General features: G+C 62.9%; 30 protein-coding genes, 1 pseudogene and 1 riboswitch. Of the genes and pseudogenes, 13 read left to right on the forward strand and 18 right to left on the reverse strand.

The features are described 5' to 3' along the window. Positions 1–42 precede the first annotated feature (42 nt). Positions 43–414 carry a glyoxalase superfamily protein gene (locus tag CKW40_RS33250; RefSeq protein WP_095203971.1) on the forward strand — a complete coding sequence of 124 codons (372 nt, stop codon included), beginning with the start codon at positions 43–45 and terminating at the stop codon, positions 412–414. Here CKW40_RS33250 and CKW40_RS33255 read toward each other — a convergent pair. Continuing rightward, positions 393–1274 (reverse strand): LysR family transcriptional regulator, encoded by an 882-nt coding sequence (locus CKW40_RS33255; protein ID WP_095203972.1) that lies wholly within the window; start codon positions 1272–1274, stop codon positions 393–395. The genes CKW40_RS33250 and CKW40_RS33255 overlap by 22 nt on opposite strands. 222 nt (positions 1275–1496) lie before the next feature. Between CKW40_RS33255 and CKW40_RS33260 the strand changes: the two genes are divergently transcribed. Next, complete coding sequence (locus tag CKW40_RS33260) at positions 1497–2444, forward strand: DMT family transporter (RefSeq protein WP_095203973.1); 948 nt, start codon at positions 1497–1499, stop codon at positions 2442–2444. Here the strand turns inward: CKW40_RS33260 and CKW40_RS33265 are convergent, their stop codons facing one another. From CKW40_RS33265 to CKW40_RS33275, 3 genes are all read right to left on the reverse strand, one after another. Further along, on the reverse strand, positions 2445–2816 hold the full coding sequence (locus CKW40_RS33265) for a response regulator (protein ID WP_179298209.1): 372 nt from the start codon (positions 2814–2816) through the stop codon (positions 2445–2447). Positions 2817–2935: 119 nt separating this feature from the next. After that, positions 2936–3478, reverse strand: coding sequence for a hypoxanthine phosphoribosyltransferase (gene hpt / locus CKW40_RS33270; protein WP_095203975.1), 543 nt, complete (start codon positions 3476–3478; stop codon positions 2936–2938). Between the two features lie 182 nt (positions 3479–3660). Beyond that, the gene (locus CKW40_RS33275) at positions 3661–4305 is read right to left on the reverse strand and encodes a hypothetical protein (protein WP_095203976.1); all 645 of its coding nucleotides are present in this window, start codon (positions 4303–4305) and stop codon (positions 3661–3663) included. Positions 4306–4494: 189 nt separating this feature from the next. On the opposite strand from CKW40_RS33275, the gene ftsE reads away from it, so the two are divergent. The 3 genes from ftsE to CKW40_RS33290 all read left to right on the forward strand — a co-directional run bounded on the left by ftsE (position 4495) and on the right by CKW40_RS33290 (position 6975). Then, the gene (gene ftsE, locus CKW40_RS33280) at positions 4495–5154 is read left to right on the forward strand and encodes a cell division ATP-binding protein FtsE (protein WP_010911739.1); all 660 of its coding nucleotides are present in this window, start codon (positions 4495–4497) and stop codon (positions 5152–5154) included. Next, the gene (locus tag CKW40_RS33285; RefSeq protein ID WP_095203977.1) at positions 5147–6139 is read left to right on the forward strand and encodes a cell division protein FtsX; all 993 of its coding nucleotides are present in this window, start codon (positions 5147–5149) and stop codon (positions 6137–6139) included. Before ftsE ends, CKW40_RS33285 begins: the two co-directional genes overlap by 8 nt. 110 nt (positions 6140–6249) lie before the next feature. Further along, entirely contained in the window at positions 6250–6975 is a 726-nt protein-coding gene (locus CKW40_RS33290) for a YdcF family protein (protein ID WP_095203978.1), read from the forward strand. A gap of 8 nt (positions 6976–6983) precedes the next feature. On the opposite strand, the gene CKW40_RS33295 is transcribed toward CKW40_RS33290, so the two are convergent. The 3 genes from CKW40_RS33295 to CKW40_RS33305 are packed head-to-tail and all read right to left on the reverse strand — an operon-like array spanning position 6984 to position 8725. Then, a complete protein-coding gene (locus tag CKW40_RS33295) occupies positions 6984–7616 on the reverse strand; it encodes a pyridoxamine 5'-phosphate oxidase family protein (RefSeq protein WP_095203979.1) in 633 nt (210 codons plus the stop codon). A 28-nt stretch (positions 7617–7644) separates the two neighbouring features. Further along, complete coding sequence (locus tag CKW40_RS33300) at positions 7645–8115, reverse strand: nuclear transport factor 2 family protein (RefSeq protein ID WP_095203980.1); 471 nt, start codon at positions 8113–8115, stop codon at positions 7645–7647. Positions 8116–8173: 58 nt separating this feature from the next. Further along, a complete protein-coding gene (locus CKW40_RS33305; RefSeq protein ID WP_095204035.1) occupies positions 8174–8725 on the reverse strand; it encodes a carboxymuconolactone decarboxylase family protein in 552 nt (183 codons plus the stop codon). Between the two features lie 100 nt (positions 8726–8825). Here CKW40_RS33305 and CKW40_RS33310 point away from each other — a divergent pair, with 100 nt between their 5' ends. Together CKW40_RS33310 and CKW40_RS33315 are read left to right on the forward strand one after the other, a co-directional pair. Next, positions 8826–9731 (forward strand): LysR family transcriptional regulator, encoded by a 906-nt coding sequence (locus CKW40_RS33310; protein WP_095203981.1) that lies wholly within the window; start codon positions 8826–8828, stop codon positions 9729–9731. Between the two features lie 77 nt (positions 9732–9808). Then, positions 9809–10597 (forward strand): lysophospholipid acyltransferase family protein, encoded by a 789-nt coding sequence (locus CKW40_RS33315; RefSeq protein ID WP_095203982.1) that lies wholly within the window; start codon positions 9809–9811, stop codon positions 10595–10597. Between the two features lie 19 nt (positions 10598–10616). Here CKW40_RS33315 and CKW40_RS33320 read toward each other — a convergent pair whose 3' ends face one another. The 3 genes from CKW40_RS33320 to CKW40_RS33330 form a co-directional block, all read right to left on the reverse strand. Beyond that, positions 10617–11243: a LysE family translocator gene (locus CKW40_RS33320; protein WP_095203983.1), complete on the reverse strand. Its 627-nt coding sequence runs from the start codon at positions 11241–11243 to the stop codon at positions 10617–10619. An 89-nt stretch (positions 11244–11332) separates the two neighbouring features. After that, positions 11333–12280 (reverse strand): aldo/keto reductase, encoded by a 948-nt coding sequence (locus tag CKW40_RS33325; RefSeq protein ID WP_095203984.1) that lies wholly within the window; start codon positions 12278–12280, stop codon positions 11333–11335. Positions 12281–12403: 123 nt separating this feature from the next. Then, entirely contained in the window at positions 12404–12925 is a 522-nt protein-coding gene (locus CKW40_RS33330) for a gamma-glutamylcyclotransferase (RefSeq protein ID WP_095203985.1), read from the reverse strand. 152 nt (positions 12926–13077) lie between these two features. Here CKW40_RS33330 and CKW40_RS33335 point away from each other — a divergent pair, with 152 nt between their 5' ends. Both CKW40_RS33335 and CKW40_RS33340 read left to right on the forward strand, forming a co-directional pair. Continuing rightward, entirely contained in the window at positions 13078–14076 is a 999-nt protein-coding gene (locus CKW40_RS33335; protein ID WP_095203986.1) for a DUF2125 domain-containing protein, read from the forward strand. A 7-nt stretch (positions 14077–14083) separates the two neighbouring features. Continuing rightward, positions 14084–15007 (forward strand): sugar kinase, encoded by a 924-nt coding sequence (locus CKW40_RS33340; RefSeq protein WP_095203987.1) that lies wholly within the window; start codon positions 14084–14086, stop codon positions 15005–15007. A gap of 6 nt (positions 15008–15013) precedes the next feature. On the opposite strand, the gene CKW40_RS33345 is transcribed toward CKW40_RS33340, so the two are convergent. The 4 genes from CKW40_RS33345 to CKW40_RS33360 all read right to left on the reverse strand — a co-directional run bounded on the left by CKW40_RS33345 (position 15014) and on the right by CKW40_RS33360 (position 17858). Then, entirely contained in the window at positions 15014–15949 is a 936-nt protein-coding gene (locus tag CKW40_RS33345) for a prephenate/arogenate dehydrogenase family protein (RefSeq protein WP_179298210.1), read from the reverse strand. A gap of 22 nt (positions 15950–15971) precedes the next feature. Then, entirely contained in the window at positions 15972–17081 is a 1110-nt protein-coding gene (gene hisC / locus CKW40_RS33350; protein WP_095203988.1) for a histidinol-phosphate transaminase, read from the reverse strand. Positions 17082–17175: 94 nt separating this feature from the next. After that, the gene (locus CKW40_RS33355) at positions 17176–17607 is read right to left on the reverse strand and encodes a hypothetical protein (protein ID WP_095203989.1); all 432 of its coding nucleotides are present in this window, start codon (positions 17605–17607) and stop codon (positions 17176–17178) included. Next, complete coding sequence (locus tag CKW40_RS33360; protein ID WP_095203990.1) at positions 17604–17858, reverse strand: type II toxin-antitoxin system Phd/YefM family antitoxin; 255 nt, start codon at positions 17856–17858, stop codon at positions 17604–17606. Before CKW40_RS33360 ends, CKW40_RS33355 begins: the two co-directional genes overlap by 4 nt. Positions 17859–18034: 176 nt before the next feature. Continuing rightward, positions 18035–18112: riboswitch (SAM riboswitch) on the forward strand. A 72-nt stretch (positions 18113–18184) separates the two neighbouring features. On the opposite strand from CKW40_RS33360, the gene metX reads away from it, so the two are divergent. From metX to CKW40_RS33375, 3 genes are all read left to right on the forward strand, one after another. Next, on the forward strand, positions 18185–19354 hold the full coding sequence (gene metX / locus CKW40_RS33365) for a homoserine O-acetyltransferase MetX (protein WP_095203991.1): 1170 nt from the start codon (positions 18185–18187) through the stop codon (positions 19352–19354). Beyond that, entirely contained in the window at positions 19351–19965 is a 615-nt protein-coding gene (gene metW, locus CKW40_RS33370; RefSeq protein ID WP_027047441.1) for a methionine biosynthesis protein MetW, read from the forward strand. The genes metX and metW overlap by 4 nt, the downstream gene beginning before the upstream one ends. Positions 19966–20105: 140 nt before the next feature. Then, a complete protein-coding gene (locus CKW40_RS33375; protein ID WP_244571390.1) occupies positions 20106–21032 on the forward strand; it encodes a glycosyltransferase family 2 protein in 927 nt (308 codons plus the stop codon). A 150-nt stretch (positions 21033–21182) separates the two neighbouring features. Here CKW40_RS33375 and CKW40_RS33380 read toward each other — a convergent pair. Then, positions 21183–21498, reverse strand: a pseudogene (locus CKW40_RS33380) (DUF1330 domain-containing protein). A 378-nt stretch (positions 21499–21876) separates the two neighbouring features. Here CKW40_RS33380 and CKW40_RS33385 point away from each other — a divergent pair. Continuing rightward, entirely contained in the window at positions 21877–22812 is a 936-nt protein-coding gene (locus CKW40_RS33385; RefSeq protein ID WP_095203993.1) for a glycosyltransferase family 2 protein, read from the forward strand. 14 nt (positions 22813–22826) lie between these two features. Here CKW40_RS33385 and CKW40_RS33390 read toward each other — a convergent pair whose 3' ends face one another. The 3 genes from CKW40_RS33390 to CKW40_RS33400 form a co-directional block, all read right to left on the reverse strand. Further along, positions 22827–23630, reverse strand: coding sequence for a DUF1194 domain-containing protein (locus CKW40_RS33390; RefSeq protein ID WP_095204037.1), 804 nt, complete (start codon positions 23628–23630; stop codon positions 22827–22829). 88 nt (positions 23631–23718) lie between these two features. Beyond that, a complete protein-coding gene (locus CKW40_RS33395; RefSeq protein ID WP_095203994.1) occupies positions 23719–25539 on the reverse strand; it encodes an ABC transporter ATP-binding protein/permease in 1821 nt (606 codons plus the stop codon). Between the two features lie 133 nt (positions 25540–25672). Then, positions 25673–26461, reverse strand: a complete 789-nt coding sequence (locus CKW40_RS33400) for a class I SAM-dependent methyltransferase (RefSeq protein ID WP_095203995.1) — start codon at positions 26459–26461, stop codon at positions 25673–25675. Positions 26462–26513: the final 52 nt, after the last annotated feature.

Consider the following 26513-nt stretch of genomic DNA (forward strand, 5'->3'; position numbering starts at 1 on the left):
CCCAAACCCTGCCCGCCCCCCCTCTCGAACGGTTGCAACACCATGCCGAAGCTCGGTACCGTCACGCCCATCCTGCGCATCTTCGATGTTGCCAAGGCGCATGAATTCTACCTCGATTTTCTCGGTTTCGAAGTGCAGTTCGAACACCGCTACGAAGACAACACGCCGCTTTACACAGGCATTTATCGCGACGGCTGCGTCTTGCATCTGAGCGAACATCATGGCGACGGCGCGCCGGGCTCTCATCTCCGGATCGAGACGACCGACATTGCGGGACTCCACCACGAGTTGACCGAAAGAAAGTACCGCTTTGCCAGGCCGGGGTTGGAGGAGACCCCTTGGAAGACGAAGGAGATCACGGTCGCCGATCCGTTCGGCAACCGCCTGACCTTCTATGAGGATGTGAGAGACTGACCTTGCCGGTTGACGAACGCCTCGCGGATCGCCTCCTGCATGCCGTCGATCGCCTCGCCTGACGCGTTCGGGCTGCGATGCATCACCACATTGGAGGAATCGATGTCGCCAAACCCGTCGGCGGACGTCAGTTCGCGGCAACCGTCCGGGATGTTGCTGCGCGAGATCGGCGCGATCGCCAGCCCCGAGGTGACGGCGAGCTTCAGGCCGCCGGTGGTGTCGCTGGTATAGGCGACACGGTAGGCAAGACCGCGCTGCTCCAGCGATTTTATGGCAAAGTCCTTGCACCAGCTGACCCGGTTGTAGAGCGCGATCGGCACCGGCCGTTCCTCGTGCATGTGATGCAGCGTCGACGTCACCCAGACCGTCGGGTCGTGCATCAGCACTTCGCCGCCGACCGGATCCTGCCATTCGAACACGACGCATAGATCGAGTTCGCCGGCGGCGAGCGCTGCCAGCTGCGCCTCCGAATGCGCGTAGCGCACGGTGACCTCGACCTTGGTGTGGCGTTTCGAGAATGCGCCCAGCGCGCGCGACAGGATGGCGTGGCCATATTCCTCCGGAATGCCGATGCGCACCGGCCCGCCGAGCGGCGCCGCCGCCATCGACGCCGCCGTTTCGTCGAGCAGCGAGACGATGCGGCGGGCATTGACGATGAGTTCGCCACCACGCCGCGTCAGCGCGACGCCACGTGAGCCGCGCTCGAACAGGCTGTCGCCGACCAGCTCTTCGAGCTTCTTCATCTGCATCGACACGGCCGACTGGGTGCGGCCGGCCTGCTCGGCCGCCCTGGTGAAATTGCCGGCCTCGGCGATGGCGACAAAGGTGCGCAGCAGATCGCTGTCGAGGGTTGGGCGCATGAAAATCCATCATAAGCAGATTTGATTGCTGGCATCATTCCAATTCGTTTGCAACATGTCAAACGCGGGATGATAGTCGTCTCACCCATTGGATATGCGGCTGCGAAATCGGCCGCGGACCAATCAAGAGTCCTCACTCGTGCCCGCTGCCCGAAACGGTGGCGGGTTCTTTTTACCCGCAGGCGAAAGCTTCGGGTCACACGCGCAGGAGCCGGAACGCAGATGCAGAATAGGATGGTGCGCGGCATCCTGAGCCTGTGTCTGGGCGTGCTGGTCTTCTCGCTGCAGGACCCGCTCGTCAAGGCCGTATCGAGCGGTTACCCGGTGACCGAGGTGATGGCGATCCGCTCGATCATCGCCCTGCCGATCCTGATTGTGCTCGTCCACGCCGATGTCGGGCTGCGGGCAGTCCTGTCGAAGCGGTTCGGCCTGCTGACGATCCGGGCCTTCATTCAGTTCAGCTCCTACACGGTGTATTATCTGGCCATCGCCGCGCTGCCGCTGGCCGATGCGGTGGCGCTCTATTTCATGGCGCCGCTGTTCATCATGGCGCTGGCCGGCCCCTATCTCGGCGAACGCGTCTCCTGGCAGACGCTGGCGACGGTGCTGATCGGACTGCTTGGCGTCGTCGTGATGGTGCGCCCCGGCGCCGGCCTGTTCGACTGGGCGGCGCTGCTGTCGCTGGGCTCGGCAGCGCTCTACGGTTTCTCCCAGCTGATGGCGCGTAAGATCGGCGATACCGAATCGTCCACCGTCATGGCCTTCTATCAGAACGGCGCCTATCTCATCGGCGCTGGCGTGGTCGCCGGCACATTCCATCTGGCCGGCATAACCCACGCGGTCCACCCGAGCCTGGAGTTCCTGGTGCGGCCGTGGATATGGCCGACGCTGCCGGATTTCCTCAAAATGGCCGCCTGCGGTTTCGTCGCCTCCGCCGGCATGATCCTTCTGTCGCAGGGCTACAGGCTGGCGCCGGCCAACCGCGTCGCCACCTTCGAATACACCGGCATTCTGTGGTCGCCGCTCTGGGGTTTCCTGTTCTTCGCCGAGGTGCCCAGGTCAACGACCGTCATCGGCGCGGCCCTGATCATCGGCGCCGGCCTGCTGGCGCTGAACATCGGACGGCGCGTGAGTACGGCGCCGGTGCTTGCTATCAGAGATCCAGCCTGATCAAGCGAAGCAGATCAGCGCCCGTTCGACGCGCGAGCGGATTTCGGCCAGAGTAAAGGGCTTTTGCACGACATCGAGGATGATGCCGTCCAACTCCTCGGCGCGCTCGCGCTGGTCGGCATAACCGGTCATCAGCATGATCTTCATCGCCGGGAAAAGGGCGGCGGCCGCGATCGCCATCTCGATGCCGTCCATTTCCGGCATGCGGATATCGGAGACGACGAGATCGTAACCGCCATGCGCGGCGCGGATCAGCGCCAGGCCTTGGGCGCCGTCGGCGGCGATATCGATTGCGTGGCCGGCGCGTTCAAGCGCGCGGGCAGCGAGGGTACGGACGGATTCATCGTCCTCGACGATCAGAAGCTTTGCCATGGCCGGCAATTTGGCCGCGAAAAGTTGACTTTTTCTGAAGGTACCCAGCGCCTGACCGGGCTAATTTTTCCGCCGCCGTTAAGGCCTTTTTCAGAACTTGTCGGCGCAAGGCAACGGCCTCACGCGTCGCCTTTCACGACACCCACGAACGGCAATTCACGGAAGGCGTGCGCGACATCCATGCCATAGCCGACGACGAAATAATCGGGGCAGTCGAAGCCGACATAATCAGCGGTGAGCGCGGTCTGGCGGCGCATGCGCTTGTCGAGCAGCACGGCGATGGCACAACTTTTCGCGCCACGCGACAGCATCAGGTCACGGGTGAAAGTCAGCGTCTTGCCCGATTCCAGAATGTCGTCGATCAGCAGCACGTCGCGGCCGGCAACCTCATTGTCGATGTCGCGCAGCACCCTCACCTCGCCGCTGGTGGTACCGGCGCCATAGCTGGAAATGAAGATGAACTCGACCTCGGGCGACAGGCCGACATCATGCATGGCACGGATCAGGTCGGCGGCGAAAATGAACGAGCCCTTCAGCACCGAAATCACCAGCAGATCATGGTAATCGTGCTCGGCAATCTCCTTGGCGAGTTCGAGATTGCGGCGCGCGATCGCCGATGCCGAAAACAGGACTTCGATGTCCTTGTCGCGTACGATTGGCATTTTTCGCCCCCTCAAGTTTTTACCCACACGCCTTCACACCGAGCGTGTGTTGAGATTCAGGTCAGGCCGAGCCGGAACGGTGGTTCGCGAGAACCGGAGCGGAGCGTACTTTTCGTACGTGAGCACCGGAGGCGCAGGGAACCGCCGTTTGCAGGCCGGCCTCACCTGAATATCGACGCACGCTATTCGGCGAAGGTGACCAACACAGTCCTTACGCCGTTCTTAGGCACGTCGAGCCGGCTGGCAAAGCCGAATCTTTCGCCCGATGCCAGCGAATGGCCGGATGTCCCCAACGTATAACGGGTTGTGCGTCCGTCATTGCCGGTAACCCGGATTTCGAGCGGCGGCATTGTCGCCGGTCCTGTCCCGTCATTGGCGGCCTCGCCATCGACGAACAGCACCGGATTGGCCCCCGAGGCGTCGACGTGCGAGGTGACGCCTGAAATGGTCAGCGCCGATGCTTGAGCGCCGGACAGGAACGGCGCCTGGCGCACCAGCGCATGGCCGCCGGAGACCCAGAAGGCGGCCAAGGCGGCACCAATGCCGGCGATCCAGAAAATCGGCCCGCCGCGGACGGCTGGTGGCCGTTCCGCAGGCGCTTCCGGCTTGCGCAGCATGTCCATGCCTTCGATGGACGGCGTGACAATCAGGCGCGGCGGCGGTGAAACACTTTCCACGGTAGGGACAAGGCGCGGCATCACTTCATAGTCGGCATCGACGATATCGGCCGCCGGGCCGCGCACGATCCGGTCCGCCGCGGCAATTGCCGGGGCATCGGTCATGATTTCGCCGGAAACCGGGCGCGCGGTTCGTTCGTCAGCCATCATGGCCCCGTTATTGCGCGTGTTCGCTTTTCGTTTCTTTTGCGTAAACAAAAATGGTTAACGCTTCCCCACCGGAGCCCTCGTGACGTGCCGAAACAACCCAGGAATTAACCGCCGGTTAACCATGCCGGCCGATGGTCTTTTCGCAGAACAGGCAGGCTTGGCACTGCCAGGAATTTCAGGTCGTCGAAATTGATTCGCTTCGAAAATGTCGGCCTCCGCTATGGCATGGGTCCGGAAATCCTCCGCGACATCTCCCTGCATATACCGGAGCGCTCCTTCCAGTTCCTGAGCGGCCCTTCGGGCGCCGGCAAGACGACGTTGCTGCGCCTTTTGTTCATGTCGCTGAAACCAACGCGCGGGCTGATCACCATTTTCGGCAAGGACCGCTCACGCATCTCGCGCACCGAACTGCCGCATTTGCGGCGCCGGATCGGCGTGGTGTTCCAGGATTTTCGCCTGCTCGACCACATGACCACCTATGAGAATGTCGCGCTGCCGCTGCGCGTGCGTGGGCGCGAGGAAGCGAGCTACCGCACCGATGTCACCGAGCTGCTGAAATGGGTGGGGCTGGGCGAGCGCATGCATGTGCTGCCGCCGGTGCTTTCGGGCGGCGAGAAGCAGCGCGCCGCCATCGCCCGTGCCCTGATCGAACAGCCGGAGATCCTGCTGGCCGACGAGCCGACCGGCAATGTCGATCCGCCGCTGGCGCGACGGCTGCTGCGGCTCTTCATCGAGCTCAATCGTCTCGGCACCGCCGTGGTGATCGCCACTCACGACCTTGGCCTGATGGAACAGGTCGACGCGCGCCGCATGATCCTGGCCGGCGGAAGGCTGGACATCTATGACTGACCTGTCCGCCGAACATCTCGAAGAGCATCAGCAGGAAGCCGAGGCCGCCGAGGCAAGGCCGCGCGTCCAACGCCGGATGGCGCCGATCGTGCCGGCGCAGAATATCGCCGGACGCGCCCTGGTGCTGGTCATCGCCATCATGACCTTCCTGTCCTGCCTGACCTTCGGCGCGGTGACGCTGGTGCGTGACACCGCTTCGGTCTGGGAGAACCAGATCTCGCGCGAGGCGACGATCCAGATCAAGCCGGCCGACGGCCTCGACATGGAGGCAGCCCTTGCCCAGGCCTCGCAGATCGCCGGCGAATTCCCCGGTGTCAAATCGACAAGGATCATCGACCGCGACGCGACGGCAAGGCTGCTGGAGCCATGGCTTGGTTCGGGCCTCAACATCGACGAGCTGCCGGTGCCGCGCCTGATCATCGTCACCATCGACGAGAACAGCCCGCCCGACTTCACCGCCATGCGCGCCGCGATCACGCCGAAACTGCCGAGTGCATCGCTCGACGATCACCGCACCTGGGTCGACCGGCTGGTGGCCATGGCCCGCACCACGGTGACCATCGGCATTGCCGTGCTGGCGCTGATGCTGTCGGCGACGGTGCTGACCGTGGTGTTCGCCACCCGCGGCGCCATGGCCGGCAATGGCCACATCATCGAGGTGCTGCATTTCGTCGGCGCCGAGGCGGCCTTCATCGCGCGCGAATTCCGCCGGCATTTCCTGGTCACCGGCATGAAGGGTGCTGCCGCCGGCGGCGCGGCGGCGGTCCTCGTTTTCATCGTCTTTTCCTGGTGGTCGTCGCGCAACATGGCGACGCCGCAGGCTGACCAGGCAACCGCTTTGTTCGGCAATTTCGCCATCGGTTCGGCGGGCTATCTCGGCGTCGTCCTGATGGTGCTGGTGATCGGCGCGCTGACTGCGGCAACCTCGCATGCCACCGTCGTCGCCTATCTCAGCGATATCGACGTTCGCCAACCCGACGCATGAAAAGGGACATGCTTTGGCGTGGATGGAAGCAAAGTGATCACGGATGGAGAACCGGTGTAACGCAAATTGCGTCTTTTACCTACCAAAGACCGCATTTCGGGATTAACCATATGGCTATGGACGTGCGGAATTCGACCGGGACGGTTGGACAGATGCCAGTGGTGGTTGCGCGTCTGCGCGACCACGGCGGGATTAGCCGTTTAAAGACCGCACTGCGGATATCCGCGCTCTCCCTCCTCGTCCTTGCAACCTTGTTTGCCGGCGGCTTCGGCTGGTTCGCCAACAAGGTCGCCCATCTGACCACGCCCGCCAACCCGGCCAAGGCCGATGCCATCATCGTGCTCACCGGTGGCCAGTCGCGCCTCGACGCCGCGATGGATCTGCTGGCGTCCGGCAAGGGCGAGCGGCTGTTGATCAGCGGCGTGCATCCTTCCGCCAGCCGTCGCCAGCTCCAGGTCGCGACCGGTGGCGACAAGAAATTGTTTTCCTGCTGCGTCGATATCGACCGGGCCGCGCTCGACACGATCGGCAATGCCGAGGAAAGCGCCAAATGGGTCGAAAGCCACGCTTATGGCACCGTGATCCTCGTCACCAACAACTACCACATGCCGCGCAGCCTGCTGGAAATGGGCCGCCTGCTGCATGGCGCCAAGCTGGAACCCTACCCGGTGGTCAATTCCAACCTCGACAATGGCGGCTGGCTGACCAAGCCACGGGCGTTGCGTGTGCTGTTCACCGAATACACCAAATATCTGCTGGCGCTGGCGCGCGGCATCGTGCCGATGAAGCCAACCCCAGACGGCATCGCGCTGGCCGAGACCGCGGCCGGCGGCTGATCCAGGCATCAGTCCTTGGCGGTAGCGCCTGACATCCCCTTGAGACGCGCGACCTCCTGTTCAAGGTGCTGAATGCGCTTGTCCCGCTCGCCAAGCGCTGCAGCCACATCAGCCGCCTCGAAACGCTGCGGGATGTGTTGCGGGCAGTTGGAATCCCAGGCCGAGACCGTGAACAGGATGACCTGTTCGGGCCGCGCCTTGTAATCCCCAGGCATCAGCTTCGCCATCAGTTCAGTATCGCCTTCGACGACGCGCGCCGTACCCCAGATCTTGATGCGCTGGCGCAGCATGTAGTCGATCAGGAACAGGAAGGCGCGTGGATTGTCCGCCAGATTGCCCTGTGTGATGAACTGCCTGTTGCCGGAAAAATCCGCGAAGCCGATCGTCTTTTCGTCCAGCACCTTGAGAAAGCCGGCCGGCCCGCCGCGATGCTGGATATAGGGTTGGCCATCGCCATTGGCCGTCGACAGGAAGATGCTGGTCTGCATCTCGATGAAGGCGGCAAGGTCCGGTGTGATGACGGCCTGCCAGCCACCACGCTCCTCGACGCGGGCGTAAGACTGGCGCGAACCCTTGCGCGCCTGGATCGCCTTGACGGTCGGCGTGAAGGCGACATCACTGGTGAAAGCATGCGCGTCCATCGAAAGCCTCCTTACTCGGAACCGGTTTTTAAAGCCCGAGCTCCGACAATGTTGGATGGTCATCCGGGCGGCGCCCGAGCGGCCAATGGTACTTGCGGTCGGCTTCCGCGATCGGCAGGTCGTTGATGCTGGCGATACGCAGGCGCATCAGCCCGTGCTCGTCGAACTCCCAATTCTCATTGCCGTAGCTGCGGAACCAGGAGCCGCTGTCGTCGTGCCATTCATAGGCGAAGCGCACGGCGATGCGATTGCCGTGAAACGCCCAGACCTCCTTGATCAGCCGATAGTCGAACTCGCGGCTCCATTTGCGTGCCAGGAAGGCCTGGATAGCATCGCGACCCTGCAGGAATTCAGCGCGGTTGCGCCAGCGGCTGTCGGTCGTATAGGCGAGCGCGACCCGTGCCGGATCGCGCGAATTCCAGGCATCCTCGGCCATCCGCGCCTTTTGCGCTGCGGTCTCGGCGGTGAAAGGCGGAAGCGGCGGGCGGCTTTCAGACATGGGAATCCTCTACGGCATGAAGGGCGGGACCGGCGGACACCGCCAGCCCTTTCCGGATTCACGCAGCATCGCGGACAGAAACAACCGGAAAATCGATCTCGGTCTGGGCAACTTCATTGATATAGTTGGTCCAGACGTTCAGGGCGACATGCTGGACGATCTCGACGATCTGTCCGTCGTCATAACCCGCCAGCCTCACGGCGGAGAGATCCTCATCGCTGACATGCCCGCGGCTCTGCGCAACCTTGGCGGCAAAACGCACCGCCGCGGCGGCCTTGGGGTCAGTGGAGCCACCGTGGCGGTTGGCGAGCATTTCGGCATCGTCGAGCCGGGCGAGGTTCTTGCCAAGGTAGGTGTGTGCGGACAGGCAGTAGCTGCAGCCATTGATCTCGGCGACCGCCAGCGCAATGCGCTCGCGTGTGGGTGCAGGCAACCGACCCTTGGCCAACGCCCCCGACATGGCGACATAGCCTTCGAGCGCGGCTGGACTGTTGGCGACCATGCGAAACAGGTTCGGCACGACACCAAGCTGCTTCTCGACAGCCTGCAGCACGGGTTGCGTTGCTGTGGGAGCAGCGGCGATGGACGATGGCGTGGTGATGCGCGGCATTGCGATTTCCTTGTTGGTCACGCCGCTTATTTGCACTCTTCCACTTGCCGGATGTAGATGGCATATTTGCAATCAATCCTTCCAATTTCCGGAAGAAATAATGGATCGCCTCGAGGCCATGTCCCTTTTCGTCGCGACGGTGGAGACCGGTAGCCTTTCCGCCGCCGCACGCCGTTCGGGCGTTCCACTTGCGACCGTCAGCCGCAAGATCTCAGATCTGGAACGGCATCTGCAGACACGTCTGCTGAACCGCTCGACACGCCGGCTGACGCTGACCGACGCGGGCGACGCCTATCTTGCCGCCTGCCGCTGCATTCTCGACGAGGTCGGCGAGGCCGAACGCGTCGCCGGCGGCGAATACAGCGCTCCGACCGGCGAACTGATCATCACCGCGCCGATCGTCTTCGGCCGGCTTCACGTGCTGCCGATCGTCACCGCGTTCCTCTCCACCTACCCGCAAGTGGATATCCGCCTGACGCTCGGCGACAGGATAAGCCAGTTGGCGGAGGAGCATATCGATCTCGCCATCCGCATCGGCCGGCTGCCGGACTCGCGCATGCTCGCGACCAGGGTCGGTTCGATCAGGCATGTCGTCTGCGCAAGTCCGGCTTATCTCGCCGAGCACGCGGCTCCGAAAATCCCGAAAGACCTTGAGACGCACAGCTGCATCACCTTCGAAGGCCTTGGCTCACTCGCCACATGGACCTTCTCAGTGGAAAAGGCTGACGTTCCCGTCCCTGTCCGCTCCAGGCTCCGGGTCAACACCGCCGAGGCAGCGATCGATGCCGCTATTGCAGGTGTCGGGATGACGCGCGTGCTTTCCTACCAGATCGTCGCTGCTGTGCGCTCAGGGACACTCTGCCCGGTACTCGGGGAATTCGAACCGGAGCCGTGGCCGGTAAACCTGGTGCACGCCGGCCAGGGCCGGCTACCGGTGAAACTGCGCGCCTTCCTCGATTTCGCCGCCCCACGCCTGAGGGAACGTCTAGCACGGGCGACCTGGTAGAGTGAGCCGCATCGCCCTGTTTCCTTTTTGCCGCTGCTTGGTGTAACCAACGCACACCTCCTCACCGGACCTCCCCCATGCTCTATGTCAGATCGCTGGCGTTCAACTTCGTCTTCTACGTCAATCTGATCGTCCAGATGATCCTCTGGACCCCGTACTATTTCCTGTCGCCCCGCCACCGTGCCTGGTTCGTGCCGAAATTCTGGTCGCGCAGTTGCATGTGGCTCTATGACAAGATCGCAGGCACCACGAGCGACATCACCGGGCAGGAAAACCTGCCCGAAGGCTCCTTCATCCTGGCGCCCAAGCACCAGTCCTTCTGGGACGCAATCGCCTTCTTCCCCTTTCTTCAGGACCCGCTCTACATCCTCAAGCGCGAGCTGACCTGGATCCCGTTCTTCGGCTGGTACATCATGAAGATGCGCATGATCCCGGTCGATCGCGGCAGCCGCTCCAAAGCCCTGAAGGCTGTGGTCGCGGCGACCAAGGCAGAGATGGCGCGCAACCCGCGCCAGCTGATCATCTATCCCGAGGGCACGCGCCGGGCGCCCGGCGACGAGCCGGCCTACAAATACGGCATCGTCGAAATCTACGCGCAGCTCGGCGTTCCGGTGGTGCCGGTCGCCCATGTCGCCGGCCTCTATTGGCCGCGCCGCAAGTTCCTGCGGTACCCCGGCACCATCAAGGCGCGTTTCCTGCCGCCGATTCCGCCGGGCCTCGGCAAGGACGAGTTCATGGCGCGGCTGATCGGCGAGACGGAAGCCGCTTGCGACCAGATGCTCGTCGAGGCATCCCGCGCGCCCAACCCTCCGGCCTTCCCGCCGACTGCGGTGAAGCGGCTGCGGGAGCTCGGCGCGAAGGCCTGAAGGCCCTTCGGCCAGGCAATCAGCCGTAGACAGCCAGGACCGTGGTCAGCACCAGCGTCGCGGCGAAGACCAGATTGATGATGCGCGAGGCAACAGGCCTGCGCAGGAAGCGCGCGAACGCGGCACCGCCAAGCAGCCACACCGCATGGATGACAACGATCATTCCCGCCAGAACCGTCAGCTTCAGCCATAGGCTAAGCTCGACACCGCCCTGGTTAGACGAGGCGCCGGCAAACACGGCGGCGATCGCCACATAGGCTTTGGGGTTGGCGACCGCCAGCAGAAACCCGGCCAGCCAGGTCGGGCGCGAAGCCTCGGCCGTGCGTGCCGCCAGCGGCGGCGCCGTGGCGATCCTGAAAGCGAGATAGAGGATGTAGGCGGCGGACGCGACAACCAGCACCGGCGCCAGCTTCGGCATCGAGCCAAGCACCGCCCTGATCCCGGTCGCCACGACCAGCAAGACGGCGGTCGTGCCAACAACGATCCCGCAGGTGTAGCGCAGCGAATCGCGCAGGCCGAAGGCGGCGCCAACAGCGGTGACGCTTATCGTTGCCGGACCTGGACTGCCCATGACCACAGTGGCGGCCAGCACCAGCGCGAGCAGCGGTCGCCAAAGCTCCGGTTGCGAAAGAAGCGGCTCCGTCATTGCACCCTCTGTCTTGCCACGAGCGCAGGACGCTATGGCAAGACAGGAGCATGGTCTTGGACGTTCGTGCGTAGGGCGCGGCCGAAACCTCAGCCGCTCGCTCTGTCGAGCTCGGCCATATCGTCCGCGGTCAATTTCAGCAAAGCCGCCTTGATCAGGCTGTCCATCTGCTCCGGCTTGGTCGCGCTGGCGATCGGTGCGGTGACGCCTGGCCGCGCGATAACCCAGGCAAGCGCGACTTCCGCCTGCTTGGCCGAATGCCTCGCCGACACCACATCGAGCGCTGCCAGGATGCGCATGCCGCGCGCGTTGAGATAGTCCTTCACCCCGCCGCCGCGTGGACTTTGGCCAAGATCGGTCTCGCTGCGGTATTTGCCGCTCAGGAAACCCTTGGCCAGGCTGAAATAGGTGATGACGCCGATATCCTCGGCCACGCACAGATCGCGCAACGGCCCGTCGAAGGACGAGCGGTCGTAGAGATTGTATTCCGGCTGCAGAACCTCGTAGCGCGGCAGGCTGCGCAGGCTCGCCACGTCGAGTGCCGCGCGCAACTGGCCAGCGTCGAGGTTCGAGCAGCCGACATGGCGGACCTTGCCCTTGGCGAGCAGTTTTTCGTAGGCGCCGAGGGTTTCCTCATAGGGCGTGGTCGGATCGGGCCAGTGCGACAGGTAGAGGTCGATGACATCGGTCTGCAGCCGCTTCAGCGAGGCATCGACGGCCTTTTCGATATAGGCGGCGGACAGGTCCTTGTGCCCCTGCCCCATATCCGAGCCGACCTTGGTGATCACCACGACCTTGTCGCGATTGCCACGATCCTTCATCCAGCTGCCGATGATGGTTTCGGATTCACCGCCCTTGTTGCCCGGCACCCAGCGCGAATAGGCGTCGGCCGTGTCGATGGCGTTGAGACCGCCGCCGACGAAGCGGTCGAGCAGGTCGAAAGAGGTTTTCTCGTCGGCAGTCCAGCCGAAGACGTTGCCGCCCAGAACCAGCGGCGCGATGGAAAGGTCGGTGCGACCGAGACGGCGTTTCTGCAAGACGGATCTCCGTGATGATTTCGACCGGGCGGAAGCCGCCCGCTGGTTGGGTTCGGAGCCTAAGCTAGGTCTTGCCTCGTCGAGGTCAAAGGCCTGGCCGCGTTTTTCCGCAGAACCAGCGCTTCACAAAGGCGCTATCCCCCGCGCCACCTCCTCCAGCCAATGGTCGCGGATGCCTAGCGCTTGCAGATGTTTCAGCGTGCTGAGCACATAGTCCTCATTGCCGCCGGATTGGCCGACCGCGCCGCGCACCACCGCCGCCGCATGCGCCGCGTCCAGCCCGCCGGCATATTGCTCATGCTTGCGATCGACGATGTAGGCCACGGCCTCGAGCGTTCCGCCGCCGTCGAGGCGGACCTTGAGCGTGCGCTCGAGATAGACTGATGTGACGAGCTCGCGCTCGCGCAGATAGGAAATGACCTCGTCGCGCAATTCCCCAGGCACGCGGAAAGCCAGGCCGACGCAGGAGCCGCCACGGTCGAGGCCAAGCACCAGGCCGGGCCGCTGGCGCGTGCCGCGGTGCACGAAGGAATAGACACAGAGCGAGCGGCGGTAGCCGTGCAAATGCGCGCGCCGCGTCTCGACATGCGCAAAACCTGGCCGCCAGATAAGCGACCCATAGCCAAACACCCAAAAATCGCCCATATCGCCGCGCCTGATTGCAAAAAGAATGGCACCACCACACCGGAACCGGTGTTTTTTCCGTCCGTCCCCGGCTACCTATTCGCCAATGTCTACCTGGTTGTCGGAATCGAAAGTCCGTCCACCAACACCCATGCGTTAATGAGAGCCAAAGCATGACGTCAAGTGACGAACGCCGACCAAAGCCCCGCCGCGGCCTGTTCTGGCTTGTGGCGTTCATCGTTGTGCTGTTCGCCATTTACAGCGGTGGCTGGTTCTATCTGGCCAACAGGGTCAAGGCCGAGGCCGACAAGGCGGTTGCCACGCTCAACAAGAGTGGCATCCAGGCTGGCTGCGCCAATCTCGAGGTCAGCGGCTACCCCTTGAGCTTTACCGTCTCCTGCGACAACCTCGCCTATGAGGACGACGCCAGGAACATCGCGGCCTCGGCCGGCTCCTTCAATGCCGTCGCCCAGATCATCCAGCCTTTGTCGCCGGTCGCCGATCTGCGCGGCCCGCTCAGGACCTCCGTTCCCGGCATGGTGCCGCTGTGGATCGACTGGGACAATCTGCAGGCCAAGGTCAAACTGTCATGGCCGCTGCCGCAGCGCATCGCGCTGCAGGCGGAAGGGCTGTCCGGGCAGACCGATCCGGCCGACGACACCGATCCGGTGGAACTGTTCAGCGCCGGCAGGGCGGCCGGCCAGTTGCAGCCCAACGGTCAGGACGTCGACTATATCGGCAGCTTCACCGATCTGGAGATCGACGCTGATGCGATCGGCGGGCGCGTGCTGCCGGCGCTCGACGCCAGCGGCGACGCCACGTTGAAGAATGGTGTCGCGCTGATTGGAACGCAGGTGAAGAGCCTGCGCGGCCAGAAGATAGAGATTCGCAACCTCGATTTGTCGTCAGGCACGGCGCGGGTCACCGTTTCCGGGCCGCTGTCGGTCGATGCCGAAGGTCTGGTCGACGCCGATCTGATGATCAAGATCAAGGATCCCAAGGCCGTGGCCTCCATCCTGGCCGGCGCCATACCCGAGCAGAAGAATGCGATCGAACAGGGCTTTGCCGCGCTCGCCATGCTCGGCAAAGAACCGTCGATGCCGCTGAAGGTGGTCAAGGGCAAAGCCTCGCTCGGCTTCATTCCGCTGGGCAAGATCAAGCCGGTGCAATAGCGCGGCCATGGCAAGACCCGTAAAGCTCCTGAGTGTCGGCGCGCTGACGCTGGATACGATCCTGCGTGTCGAGACGCTGCCCACGCATCAAGGGAAGTTCATTGCCGCCGATGGTGTCCAGATCGCCTCGGGCATGGCCACGAGCGCCGCCTGCGCTGCACATCGTCTGGGCGCCGAGGTGTCGTTGTGGGCGAGCGCAGGCGACGATCCCATCGGCGATCAGCTGATTGCCGGGGTCGAGGCCGAGGGTGTCGACTGCAGCTATGTCCGCCGCGTCAGCGGCGCCCGCTCGGCACTGGCCTCGATCCTGGTCGACGCGCATGGCGAGCGCATCATCGTGCCTTTCTACGACAAACGCGCCCAGGCCGATCCCGAGGCTTTACCGTTCGCAGACATCACGGCGTTCGATGCCGTGCTGGCCGACGTGCGTTGGCCGGGTGCCGCGGCCCTTGCCCTCAAGGCGGCACATGCTGCCGCCCGGCCGGCAATCCTCGATGCCGATACCGCGCCGCTGGCGGTGCTGGAGCAGTTGTTGCCGCTGGCCTCGCACATCGTCGCCTCGGAGCCGGCAGTCCGCATCATATGCGGTCATGCGCTGGATCTGGAGACCGCTTGCACCGACATGGCCTCGCGCACCGGTGCCTTCGTCGCGATCACCGGCGGTGCGGCAGGCACCTGGTGGTTCGACCGCGCGGCGCAATCATCCCGACATGTCGCGGCGCCCAAAATCAAGGCGGTCGACACGCTCGCCGCCGGCGACGTCTTTCACGGCGCCTTTGCCGTCGGACTGGCGGAAGCCATGCCGGTCGAGCAGGCCCTGCGTTTCGCCAGTGCCGCCGCCGCGCTCAAATGCCAGCGCTTCGGCGGCAGGCTGGGCGCGCCGGATCGGGCCGAGACGCTGGCGATGATGGCTGCAACCTGGCCTGCTTGAACAGGCTTAGCTCTTGGCCGGATGCTCCACCGCCTGACGGCCGAAATCGGGCACGTCGATGTCCTGGCCGGCCTCGATGATCGAGCGGCGCACCGCCCGGGTGCGGGTGAACAGGTCGAACAGCTTGTCGCCGTCGCCCCAGCGGATCGCCCGCTGCAGGAACGCCAGATCTTCCGAGAACCGCGCCAGCATTTCGAGGATGGCGTCCTTGTTGTGCAGGCACACATCCCGCCACATGGTTGGATCCGAGGCGGCCAGTCGCGTGAAGTCGCGAAAGCCGGAGGCGGAATATTTGATGACTTCGGTCTTGGTCACTGATTCCAGATCGTCGGCGGTGCCGACGATGTTGTAGGCGATGATGTGCGGCAGATGCGAGACGATGGCGAGCGTCATGTCGTGATGCTGCGGATCCATCGTATCGATGTTGGCGCCGCAGCGGCGCCAGAATTCCGACAGCCGTTCCAAGGCTTCCGGATCGGTGTCCGGCAGCGGCGTGAAGATGCACCAGCGATTGTCGAACAGATCGGCAAATCCGGCATCCGGGCCGGATTTTTCCGTGCCCGCCAGCGGATGGCCGGGAATGAAGTGGACGCCGCCGGGCACATGCGGCTGCATCTGCGCGATCACCGATGCCTTGGTTGAACCGACATCGGTGAGGATCGCCCCCTTCTTCAGCGCCGGCGCGATTTCCTCAGCCACCGCGCCTGACGAGCCGACCGGCACCGAGACGATGACCAGATCGGCGTCGCGGACCGCTTCCTTCGCGTCGGTCGTGTAGGAATCGCCCAGCCCAAGCTCCTCCGCACGCTTCAGCGTTGTGGCGCTGCGGGTTGAAATGGCGACGTGACCGGCCAGGCCTTCGCGGCGGATGACACGAGCCAGCGACGAGCCGATCAGGCCGATGCCGACCAGCGCGATCTTTTCAAACATCGGTGATGTCATGGCTTTGTAGCTCTCGGGCGTTCTAACTTTTCAGGAATGTCGTGAGCGCGGCGACAACGCCGCGATTGGCCTCTTCGGTGCCGACGGTCATGCGCAGCGCGTTGGGAAAGCCGTAGCCGGAAACGCGGCGCAATATATAGCCGCGCGCGGTCAGATAATCGTCCGCCGCGGCCGCCGAATGCTTCTGATCGTCGGGAAAATGGATGAGCAGGAAATTGCCGACGCTGGGCGTCACCCGCAGTCCGAGCCCGGTCATTTGTTCGCTCAGCCAGGCGAGCCAGGTCTCGTTATGCGCCACGCTGCGCTCGACATGGGAGCGGTCGCGGATTGCGGCGATACCGGCCTCGATCGCCGTCGCGTTGACGTTGAAGGGACCGCGCACGCGATTGATGGCGTCGACGATGTGCATCGGACCATACATCCAGCCGACCCGCGCTCCCCCCAAGCCGATTTTGGAGAAGGTCCGGGTCATCACCACGTTCTCGGCGCCGCCGACCAGCTCGATGCCGGCTTCATAATCGTTGCGGCGGACATATTCGGCATAGGCCGCGTCGAGCACAAGCAGCACATTCTTCGGCAGGCCGGCATGCAGGCGGCGCACCTCCTGGAAAGGCACATAGGTGCCGGTCGGGTTGTTGGGGTTGGCGAGAAACACGATTTTCGTGCGCGGCGTGACGGCGGCCAGTATCGCATCGATGTCGGCGCGCTCGTCGGTCTCCTTGATAACAACCGGGGTGGCGCCGGCCGACTGGATGTAGATCTTGTAGACCATGAAGGCGTGTTCGGTGAATATGGCCTCATCGCCGGGCGCGAGATAAGTCTGCGCCAAGAGGCCGAGGATCTCGTCGGAGCCGTTGGAGCAGATGACGTTTTGCGCGTTGAGGCCATGCACCTCGGCGATCGCCTCGCGCAGCCGCCTGGCGGTGCCGTCGGGATAGATGTCGAGCCTGGCGGCAACCTCACGCGCGGCCTCGATCGCCTTCGGTGACGGACCGAGCGGGTTCTCGTTCGACGACAGCTTGTAGACCTTGGCGACACCGGCGGGTGCGGCGCTCTTGCCGGGCACATAGGCGTCGATGTCCATGATGCCCGCGCGCGGGGTTGGACGTGCCTGATCCGGTGTCTGCGTCATGTCGTAAAAACCTGTCGAGAAAGCCTCATCCGAGGCCGCAGCGGGAATACAAGCCATGGCCGGCAATGTCGAGAGGTGCCCGCCGCATGTAGCGTCAATCATCGCGGCCGGTGATTCGGGCTTTGCGGGCCCGCTGAAGCTGCAGAATTCCGTGCCGCAGTTGATCGAACAAGGCTGGCGGAAGCATTCCATAGGCGTAACTGCCGTTGGAGCGCGGTCGAATATCGTAGCCAGGCCAAAGGAAGCGGTTCAACTCGTCAAGGCGTATCCAGTGCCGGCCTTCATCGAGGCCGAGAGCTCGGCAAACCACCGCCGGAATCTCGACCGATGTTGCCTTGTCGGATGGTGGGCTATGGGTGATCGGAGCGACAATGGTGCGGATGTGGCCATCCGTGTCCGTCGGCGTGGCAACGACGATCGCGCAAGGACGATCCTTTGTGCCTTCGACTTTGCCGGAGAGGCGTTCGGCACTCCAAAGAAAATTATAGCGAATGACCAGACCCGGTTTCGGAAGCGGCAGGCTCACTTCGGTTCCACGCCATACTCAGCCGATTCGATAGAAGCTATGGTGTCGTCGTCAAGTTCGCCCACGATCAGGATTTCACGCTCACGACGCTTCAGCAATTCGTAGTGCTCGAACTCCTCGGCGGAAAGATACGCCCCCACAACTCGGCCATGATTGGTCACATTGATGACCTTCTTGGAGATGGCTTCGTCCTGATATTTAGCAAAATTTCGGGCGAAATCGCTCGCCGGGATTGCGGTGTTCCGGGGCATGCTTTGCCTCCATCTGCTGCAAGGGCCTGTGAAGTCGACTGTGACAAAACCGAAGTGACTTCGATTAGCTTGCGCAATTTACGTAATTTACACAAATTGTGCAAGGTGGCGAGAAGGACAACGACCCGTGAGAAACGCCGCCGTTGACGCCAACACCCCATGGCCCTAGAAGAGATAAGAACTTCCGTGGTGATTTGGCCGGTCGGCTTGCAGCCACGTTAAACAACTTGCTAAAGGGCCGTTTGCATCCTGTAACCGGCTTTGCGACGGCAATGCCGGTTTTTTGTTGTCCGCGCTTGGCCGGACGACCGATGGAAGAGATGTGAATGGCCGCTCTGCGCGCAAGAAAGACCAACAACGAGGCCGACCAGCCGTCGAGCCCGGTGTTGCGCTTCGGGCCGGACCAACCGCTCAAGCTCGATGCCGGCACGCTTTTGTCTCCGTTCCAGATCGCCTACCAGACCTACGGCACGCTCAACGATGCCCGCTCCAATGCCATCCTCGTCTGCCATGCGCTGACCGGTGACCAGCATATCGCCAACACCAATCCGGTGACCGGCAAGCCGGGCTGGTGGGAAGTGCTGATCGGCCCCGGCAGGATCATCGACACCAACCGTTTCTTCGTCATCTGCTCCAACGTCATTGGCGGCTGCCTCGGCTCCACCGGCCCGGCCTCGACCAACCCCGCCACCGGCAAGCCCTATGGGCTCGACCTGCCGGTCATCACCATCCGCGACATGGTGCGCGCGCAGCAGATGCTGATCGACCATTTCGGCATCGAGAAACTGTTCTGCGTGCTTGGCGGCTCGATGGGCGGCATGCAGGTTCTGGAATGGGCGTCGAGCTATCCCGAGCGCGTCTTTTCGGCACTGCCGATCGCCACCGGCGCCCGCCATTCCTCGCAGAACATCGCCTTCCACGAGGTCGGCCGGCAAGCCGTCATGGCCGATCCGGACTGGCATGGCGGCAAATATTTCGAGCACGGCAAGCGCCCGGAAAAGGGCCTGGCGGTGGCGCGCATGGCCGCCCACATCACCTATCTGTCGGAAGCCGCCCTGCACCGCAAATTCGGCCGCAATCTGCAGGACCGCGACCACCTGACTTTCGGCTTCGACGCCGACTTCCAGATCGAAAGCTATCTGCGCCACCAGGGCATGACCTTCGTCGACCGCTTCGATGCCAATTCCTATCTCTACATGACGCGGTCGATGGACTATTTCGACATTGCTGCCGACCATGGCGGCCGCCTGGCGGACGCCTTTGCCGGGACCAAGACTCGCTTCTGCCTGGTATCGTTCACCTCGGACTGGCTGTTCCCGACCGAAGAAAGCCGCTCGATCGTGCACGCGCTCAATGCCGCCGGCGCCTCGGTATCCTTCGTCGAGATCGAAACCGACCGCGGCCACGACGCCTTCCTGCTCGACGAGCCGGAACTGTTTGCCGCCATCAACGGCTTCATCGGCTCGGCAGCCCGCGCCAGAGGACTCGCATCATGAGCGTCAACGGCAGCCAGCGCGTCGACCTCGAGGTCGTCGCCAACCTCATCCCGCCGCAGTCCCGCGTGCTCGACGTCGGTTCAGGCGACGGCTCATTGCTTGAATTGCTGCAGGACACCAAGCAGGTCGACGGCCGTGGGCTTGAACTGTCGCAGCGCGGCGTCAACGAATGCGTGGCGCGCGGCCTCTCTGTCATCCAGGGCGATGCCGACAAGGATCTCGAATTCTATCCCGACAAGGGTTTTGACTTCGTCGTCCTGTCGCAGACCCTGCAGGCGACCCGCAACCCGAAGCTGGTGCTCGACGAATTGCTCCGGATCGGCAACCGGGCGATCGTCTCCTTCCCCAATTTCGGCCATTGGCGGGTGCGCCTGTCGCTGTTCGTCAAAGGCCGCATGCCGGTGACCCAGGACCTGCCCTATTCCTGGTACGACACGCCCAACATCCATTTCTGCACCATCCGCGACTTCGTCAATCTGTGCGAGGAGCTCGGCGCGACGGTGGAAAAGGCGACCGCGCTCGATGCCGCCGGCCAGAAGATCGGCCTGTCGATGCCCTGGTGGTTCTGGAATTTCTTCGGCCAGCAGGCGGTTTTTTTGCTGAAGCGGTAGGGGTTGATTATCTCGATTTCTTCGTGCTTCCGAGGCGTTGTTTGAACTCCTTGCGCTATAATAGGATTCCATAAAACGTGCCTGTAGATTCGCTGAGCTATTCCCTTGTCCTGGAAATGGAGAATGCCAGGTCGGTAGACTTGGAAGAGGTCAGCGTTGGACTGACCGCCTTGGCGCGGGAAATCGGCGCTGTTTCTTCGCTGGGCCTTGCCAGGCCACAGGTCGTTATCTCCCATGGCGGAGACGACGCGGACACACTTTTGCTGAGAAGCAATATCGCACCTGCAGCATCGCAGCTGGAACAGGTCGCCGACGTGATCTTCGCCGCATGCCCAGGGGGCAGGTACTACGATCTCAAGAACAACGGCATTCCGGCAACCGACGGCGACATCGTCATTTTCACGGACTCCGATACCGTGGTGGAATCCGGATGGCTCTCAGCCATGCTTGGTCCATTTCAAGATCCCGCGACCGTGGCCGTAAATGGATACACCTACCTTTATTACGATGATTTCATGTCGAGAACATTTGCGCTGATCTGGTTTTTCCCGATGGCGCAAAAGGATACGCGCTTTGCTTCGAAACGCGCGATAAACGCCAACAACGTGGCCTTTCGCCGCGACTGGATCACCAATCACCCCTTTCCCGAAAACAATGGCTTCAAGGTTTCCTGCACGCTGCTGATGCGTGCGCTTGAGCGCGACGGCCATAAACTCGTCAGCGCCAATGCACGTGTCTATCACCACCCGCCGCGCGGCTGGCGCTTCTTCCGCTGGCGCGCACTGGTGACCGGTCGCGATGCCGACCGGAAATTTCGAGAACTTGTATCCTCTCGTCGTAGCCGGCGGATCGTAAAGTCGCTCAGCCGATGGCTCACCATGTCGTGGCGCACAACACGGCGCATTATACGGCATGCCCGGCAAACGGGGATGCCGGTCTGGCAAATTCCATTGTCTCTGCTTGTCGGCCTGGCGTTCTACAGTTTGGCATTTTGGGGTCAGTTCAGCCTGGCCCTGGGCCTCATCCCTGACGAAATTGAAGTTCTGCCCGACTTTGCCGGCGGATAAGCGTATCCAGGCGCAACCCGCAAGCTCCACAGCGGCTGATTGCCGACCGCTAGAGCAATTCCAGGAAAAGTGTGAGCGGTTTTCCGTCCGGAATTGCGTCAAAACAAAGAGTTAGAGCCGTTCGCCGTTTCCATGAAACGGTGAACTGCTCTAGTCCAGGACATCCGTGGCCTTGTGCGGATGTTCGACGCCGTCAACGAACACCACGTCGGATTGAGAATTTCCCGTGCGCAGCGCCAGTATCGCCTGGTAAGCGGGCGAATTGTACCAGCTGCGCACCTGATGCCGGTCGGGAAATTCGATGATGATGAGGTTGCCCGGCCAGTCGTTCTCAATCACCTCGACATTGCCGCCATGGACCACGAAACGGCCGCCGAATGGCTCCAGCGTGGCATCGATGCAGGTATTCGACGATCTGCGGGCCCATTGTGACTTGGCGCATATGGGCAACGGCGTAAGCGGTCATGACGTAACTCCCTTGTCGATCGAAGCCGATTTGCCAGCCTCGCCAGGGCAATCTGCCGGAGGGCCGATAGCAAAGCGATTACGTCCGAGGTAATGGAATGAACGCGACACAGTCGCGATGGACCGATCCCTCCAACGACCCATCGCAAACGCTCTTACCCGGCCACGCTGTTGCAATTGGAGCGCTAGGACGGGAATTCGTGCTTCCGCGCGGGCTGAGCGCCAGCAGGATGGATGACACGGGAAGCTGTTTTTTGTAGCGTCACCAACGAATCCGACGATGCGTCGTGGAGGGGGGAAGTCCGATCGATTCGATCACCCTGAAGATCGAAAGACCTGGCAGGAAGCGCATTTTTGCGCTGGGAACGGCTGACGCGATATGACCGGGAAGACGGAGCGTTCGCCCCTCATCACGGTCATCACGCCGACCCACAATCGGCGCGAAACGGTATTGCGCGCCGTCGAAAGCGTCCTCTCCCAGAGCATGCCGAGGCTTGAGCATATCGTCGTCGACGATGGTTCCACCGATGGCACGGAGGCGGCGCTGGCGCGCATCAGCGACCCGCGGCTGATCTATGTCGGGGCGAAATGGCGGGGCGCCAACGCCGCCAGGAATGCCGGAATAGAGCGGGCGCGGGCTCCGGTGGTGACATTCCTCGATTCCGACGATGTCTACTTGCCGCATCGACTTGAACGGACCTTGGCCTGGTTCGACAACAATCCCACGCTTCAGGTGCTGATCAGCTCATATGTCTCGCTGAAGAGCGGCCGCGCCACCAACTGCGTCAACCCCGAGGCATTCGTCAGCCCCATGATGCTGGAGCGGACGCTTGTGGCGCAGACAATCTTCATCGCCGGCACCGCTATCACCGCCCGCCGCGAGGCTTTGCTCGCCATTGGCGGCTATGACAGCGACATCACCCGGATGCAGGACCGGGAATTGCTGCTGCGCCTCGCCCGGCGCTTCGGCGCGCAACTGTCCGGAGATCTCGACTGGACGAAACACAATTCGCAGAATTCGATTTCGCGCCGCCGTAGCGGCTATGTCGAAGCCTATGCGAACCTGATGGATAAACACCCGCATATCGCCCGCGTCTACCCGCACATTCCGCCCTACATGATCGCGCGGCAGATCATCGCCGATATCCTCAGGGGTCGGATACCGGAGGCGTTTGAGGGCTACATGGCCAACCGTTCGTCGAAAACGCTCGGCTATTCGCTGCCGGAACTGATCAACGGTTATGTCTGTGGCCGGCGCTGGCGCCGCAACGTCCACACTGAGTTTCGCAACAAGTTCGGCGCCCGGCATGCCTGAACCCATCACAAAACTCACCGGTCGAGTTCCGGGAAATAGGGATCCGACAGGAATCGCCTGTCCCGTTCGCCTTGCAGGCAGTCGATCGGCGCATCCGCGTCGACGGGAATGACCCTGGCCTTGTCCTGAATGCCGCTCACTTCGAGGATCAGCTTGCGCCGGATGGCGGTGGAAAATTCGGCTGCCGCATAAATTGGCAGCACGAAGGAGCCTGGTCCGCCGGTCACGCACTGCGCGTAATACTGGTCGAGATGCTTGAAAGTTGGCGATGTGTTGATCAGGATCGGCAGGCCGTTGATGACGATGCCTTTGGCGGTCGCCGCATCGCGCATCGCGGTGACCGGCGGCCCAATATTGTTGGGGCCATCGCCGGAAATATCGATGACGCTGCGTTCACCGACGAAATCCGTCCTGTCGAAAAGCCCGGCGCCGAAGGCAAGTGCTGTGGAAATCGAGGTGCCGCGAAAACTCCGGAACGGGCGCGCGGCCACCTTGTCGGCAAAGCTGTTGGCGCTTTCGGCGCTATCGATGATCTGCCAGTTGATGACCGCGTCATCGCGCACCGTGCCGGCCCATTCGAAATAGGCAATCGCGATGCGGCCCGTATTGCCGGACCGGACTGCCCTTATGAAATCGGGATGCCGCAGTGCCTCGACATAGCCGGCGCGCTGCAGCGCGAACTCCTTCTCGTCCATCGACAGGGAGATATCGACCGCCAACACCAACTCGACGTCGACAGTCAGCGCATCCGATGGCGAGGCAACCGGAGTTGGCTGGGCACAGGCAAGACAGGCAAGCAGGCGCAGAGCATCAAGCATCGCCACCGCCAAATTCTGTTTCTCCGGGAAATCTTCCTTCGCGATCGCGGCGAAATAAAGCTTGCTGCGACAGCGCGGGAAAACAGCCCTACTTCTTGCGGCGCTTGACGACCGGCGGCGGATCGATAGCGCCGGCCCTGACGCGGGCGGGCTTCAGCGGCTGCGCACCGGAATCCTTCACGATAGTCAAACCCCGCGGAAAGAACTGATTGTTGTGCTGGCCGCGCCCGATATTGATGATCGCGGCGCCCTTGAGATGCTTTTCCAGCATCGCCAACACGTGCCGCAGTGCCGGTCCGTCGAACGCGTCCATCGCCTCGTCGATGATCACCCATTTCGGCTGCCGCAAGGCGAGCCTGGCCACGCCCAGCAAGCGCTGTTCGTCATCGCCCAATTCATGGTCCCAGCGCCCGACACGGTCGAGCGACGACGACAGCCGTTCAAGGCCAACCTCGGCCAGCACCGCCGCAATATCGGTATCACTTGCGGGCGCATGCCCGTTCGCGTGATTGAGCACCTCGCGCAATGTGCCGGCCGGCAAATACGGCACGCGCGGAACGAAGATGAGGGTTTCTCCAGCTGGCAGGCCGATCTTGCCGCTGCCCCAAGGCCAAAGCCCGGCAATGGCGCGGAAGAACAGCGTCTTGCCGGCACCCGGCTCGCCGGTGATCATCACCCGCTCGCCGGGGCGGATCTCGACATGCTGGTCGGAGAGTTTTGTGCAGCCCTCCGGCGAAGCCACCTGGAGCCTCTCGAACGTCAGGCTGCCATTGGCATTTTGATCGAAGGTGATGCGCCTTTCAGTGTCGTGCAGCACATCGGTTTCATCGAGCGCGATACGGAAGTCGGCGACACGCATCAGCGTCGCGCGCCAATCGGCGATGCTGCCGATGTTGTTGATGAACCAGCGCAAGGAAGAATGCACCTGGTTGAAGGCACCGACCGCCATCATCAGTCCGCCGAAGCTGATATCGCCGGAAAAATAAACCGGCGACGCGACCAGAATGGGAGCCACGACCGTGATCCAGCCATAGGTATCGGTCACCCAGGATAGATTGATCTGGGCCGTGAAGATGCGCCGCATCGCGCCCAGCACCGTGCCGAGGTCGAGTTCGAGCCGCCGTTTGGCGTCGTCTTCGCCATGGTAGAGCGCGATCGCATCGACATTCTCGTTGACGCGCACCATGGAGGAGCGCAGCTCGGCTTCGCGCGTGTAGCGATCGCTGTTGAGCCTGATCAGCGGCCGACCGACCAGCCAGCTCAGCCAGGAGGCGATGCCGGCATAGAGGAACGCGGCCCACACCATGTAGCCCGGTATCGCCAGCGACCAGCCGCCAATGTGGAAGACAAAGCCCGAGGAGAGTTCCCACAGCACGCCGACGAAGGACAGGAGCAGGATGAGCGACTGTAAGAGCCCGACGCCGAGATCGGTCGACAGGTCCGAGAGATGCGCCGCATCCTGCTGCATGCGCTGATCGGGATTGACGCCGATGGCGCCGGCATTGGCCAGTCGGAAGGCGCGCGCCGGCCGCATCCACTGGTCGATCAGGTCCAGCGTCAGTGCCTCGCGCAGCTTCAGCCGGATCATCTGGTTGAGCCAGGTCTGGCCGATATTGAGCACCAGCAGCCCGCCGGCGATCATCGCAAAGACGAGAAGCTGGTGCAGGAAGGCCGCCATGTCGCGGCGCGCCAGCGCATCGTAGAAGGGCTGGTTCCAGCGGTTGAGCAGGACCTGCCCGATCGACGTCGCGATGATGACGACCATGATGCCGACCGACGTCCACAGCAACCATTTGCGAACCGGGGACACCACCAGCGCCCGCTTGATCGTCGCCACCTGATCGCGCAGGCTGCTGGCCTCGACGGCCACCGGCTGAACGGTGGCCTGATTGTCCAGTTGATCAGCCATGTCAGAAGTCCTTGCGTTCAGGTGCGATGCTGAAACCGGATAGAGGGAGCCGACGGCCGCCGCCTGTTAGTCCGCGAACCCAGCACGACAAATAGGTCGCAAAAATGCAGCGCGAGGAAAGTTTCCGCGCTGATCACGAAGGTTTCACCTGGCGAGCCGCTGCTGCCGCGCCTATCGCCTCGGCCCGGCGGCCGAGCCGTGTCGCGCCGTGTGGCGACAGCACCGGCACGAAGACGCGGCGCGAGGCGCGCTGGGCCACCGGCACACCCTGATAGAGCCGTTTCTGCGCCTCTACGACGATAACGCCGGAAAAGATCGGCCACAGGCGTCGGCCGGCGCGCTCCAGCACATTGTGGAAGCGCATCATGAAGCGTCGTCGCGACGGCGGGAAGAACAGCGCATCCGACCAGGCGGCGGGCGTGAAATTCGCCTCTCGCAGCAGTTCCGTCAGCTGCCCGCGTGAGAACGGCCGGCCATTGCCGAACGGCGTATGCTCGAAGCGTGCCCAGACACCGCGCCGGTTGGGCACAACGATGACGACGCGGCCTGCCGGCGACAGCACCCGCCAGATCTCGTTCAGCGTCTCGCGCGGGTTTTCGACATGTTCAAGCGAATGGACGAGCAGCATGCGGTCGATGCAGGAATCGACCAGCGGCAGTTCCTCGTCGAAGACCAGCGCCGTCGCCGTCGGCCCTGCCGCCGGCCAGACCACGGCGCCCTGCGTCGCCGGCATGAAGGCAAAGACCCGCTCGGCGTCGGAGCCGAAACGTTCCAACCAGGGCAAGGTATAGCCGAGACCGACCAGCCTTTCATTGGGGACAGTGGCCCATATCGACGACAGCGCCATGGTGATCGAGCGCTCGGCGAACCGGCCGAGCGTTGTCGAGTAGAAGGAGCGAAGGTCGACGATGTCGGAATGCATGTCAGGGATGTAGCCGTGATGTCGGCAGGTTTCAACAAAGAGCCCCAGAGGT

Source organism: Mesorhizobium carmichaelinearum (genome assembly GCF_900199455.1).
Classification (GTDB): domain Bacteria; phylum Pseudomonadota; class Alphaproteobacteria; order Rhizobiales; family Rhizobiaceae; genus Mesorhizobium; species Mesorhizobium carmichaelinearum.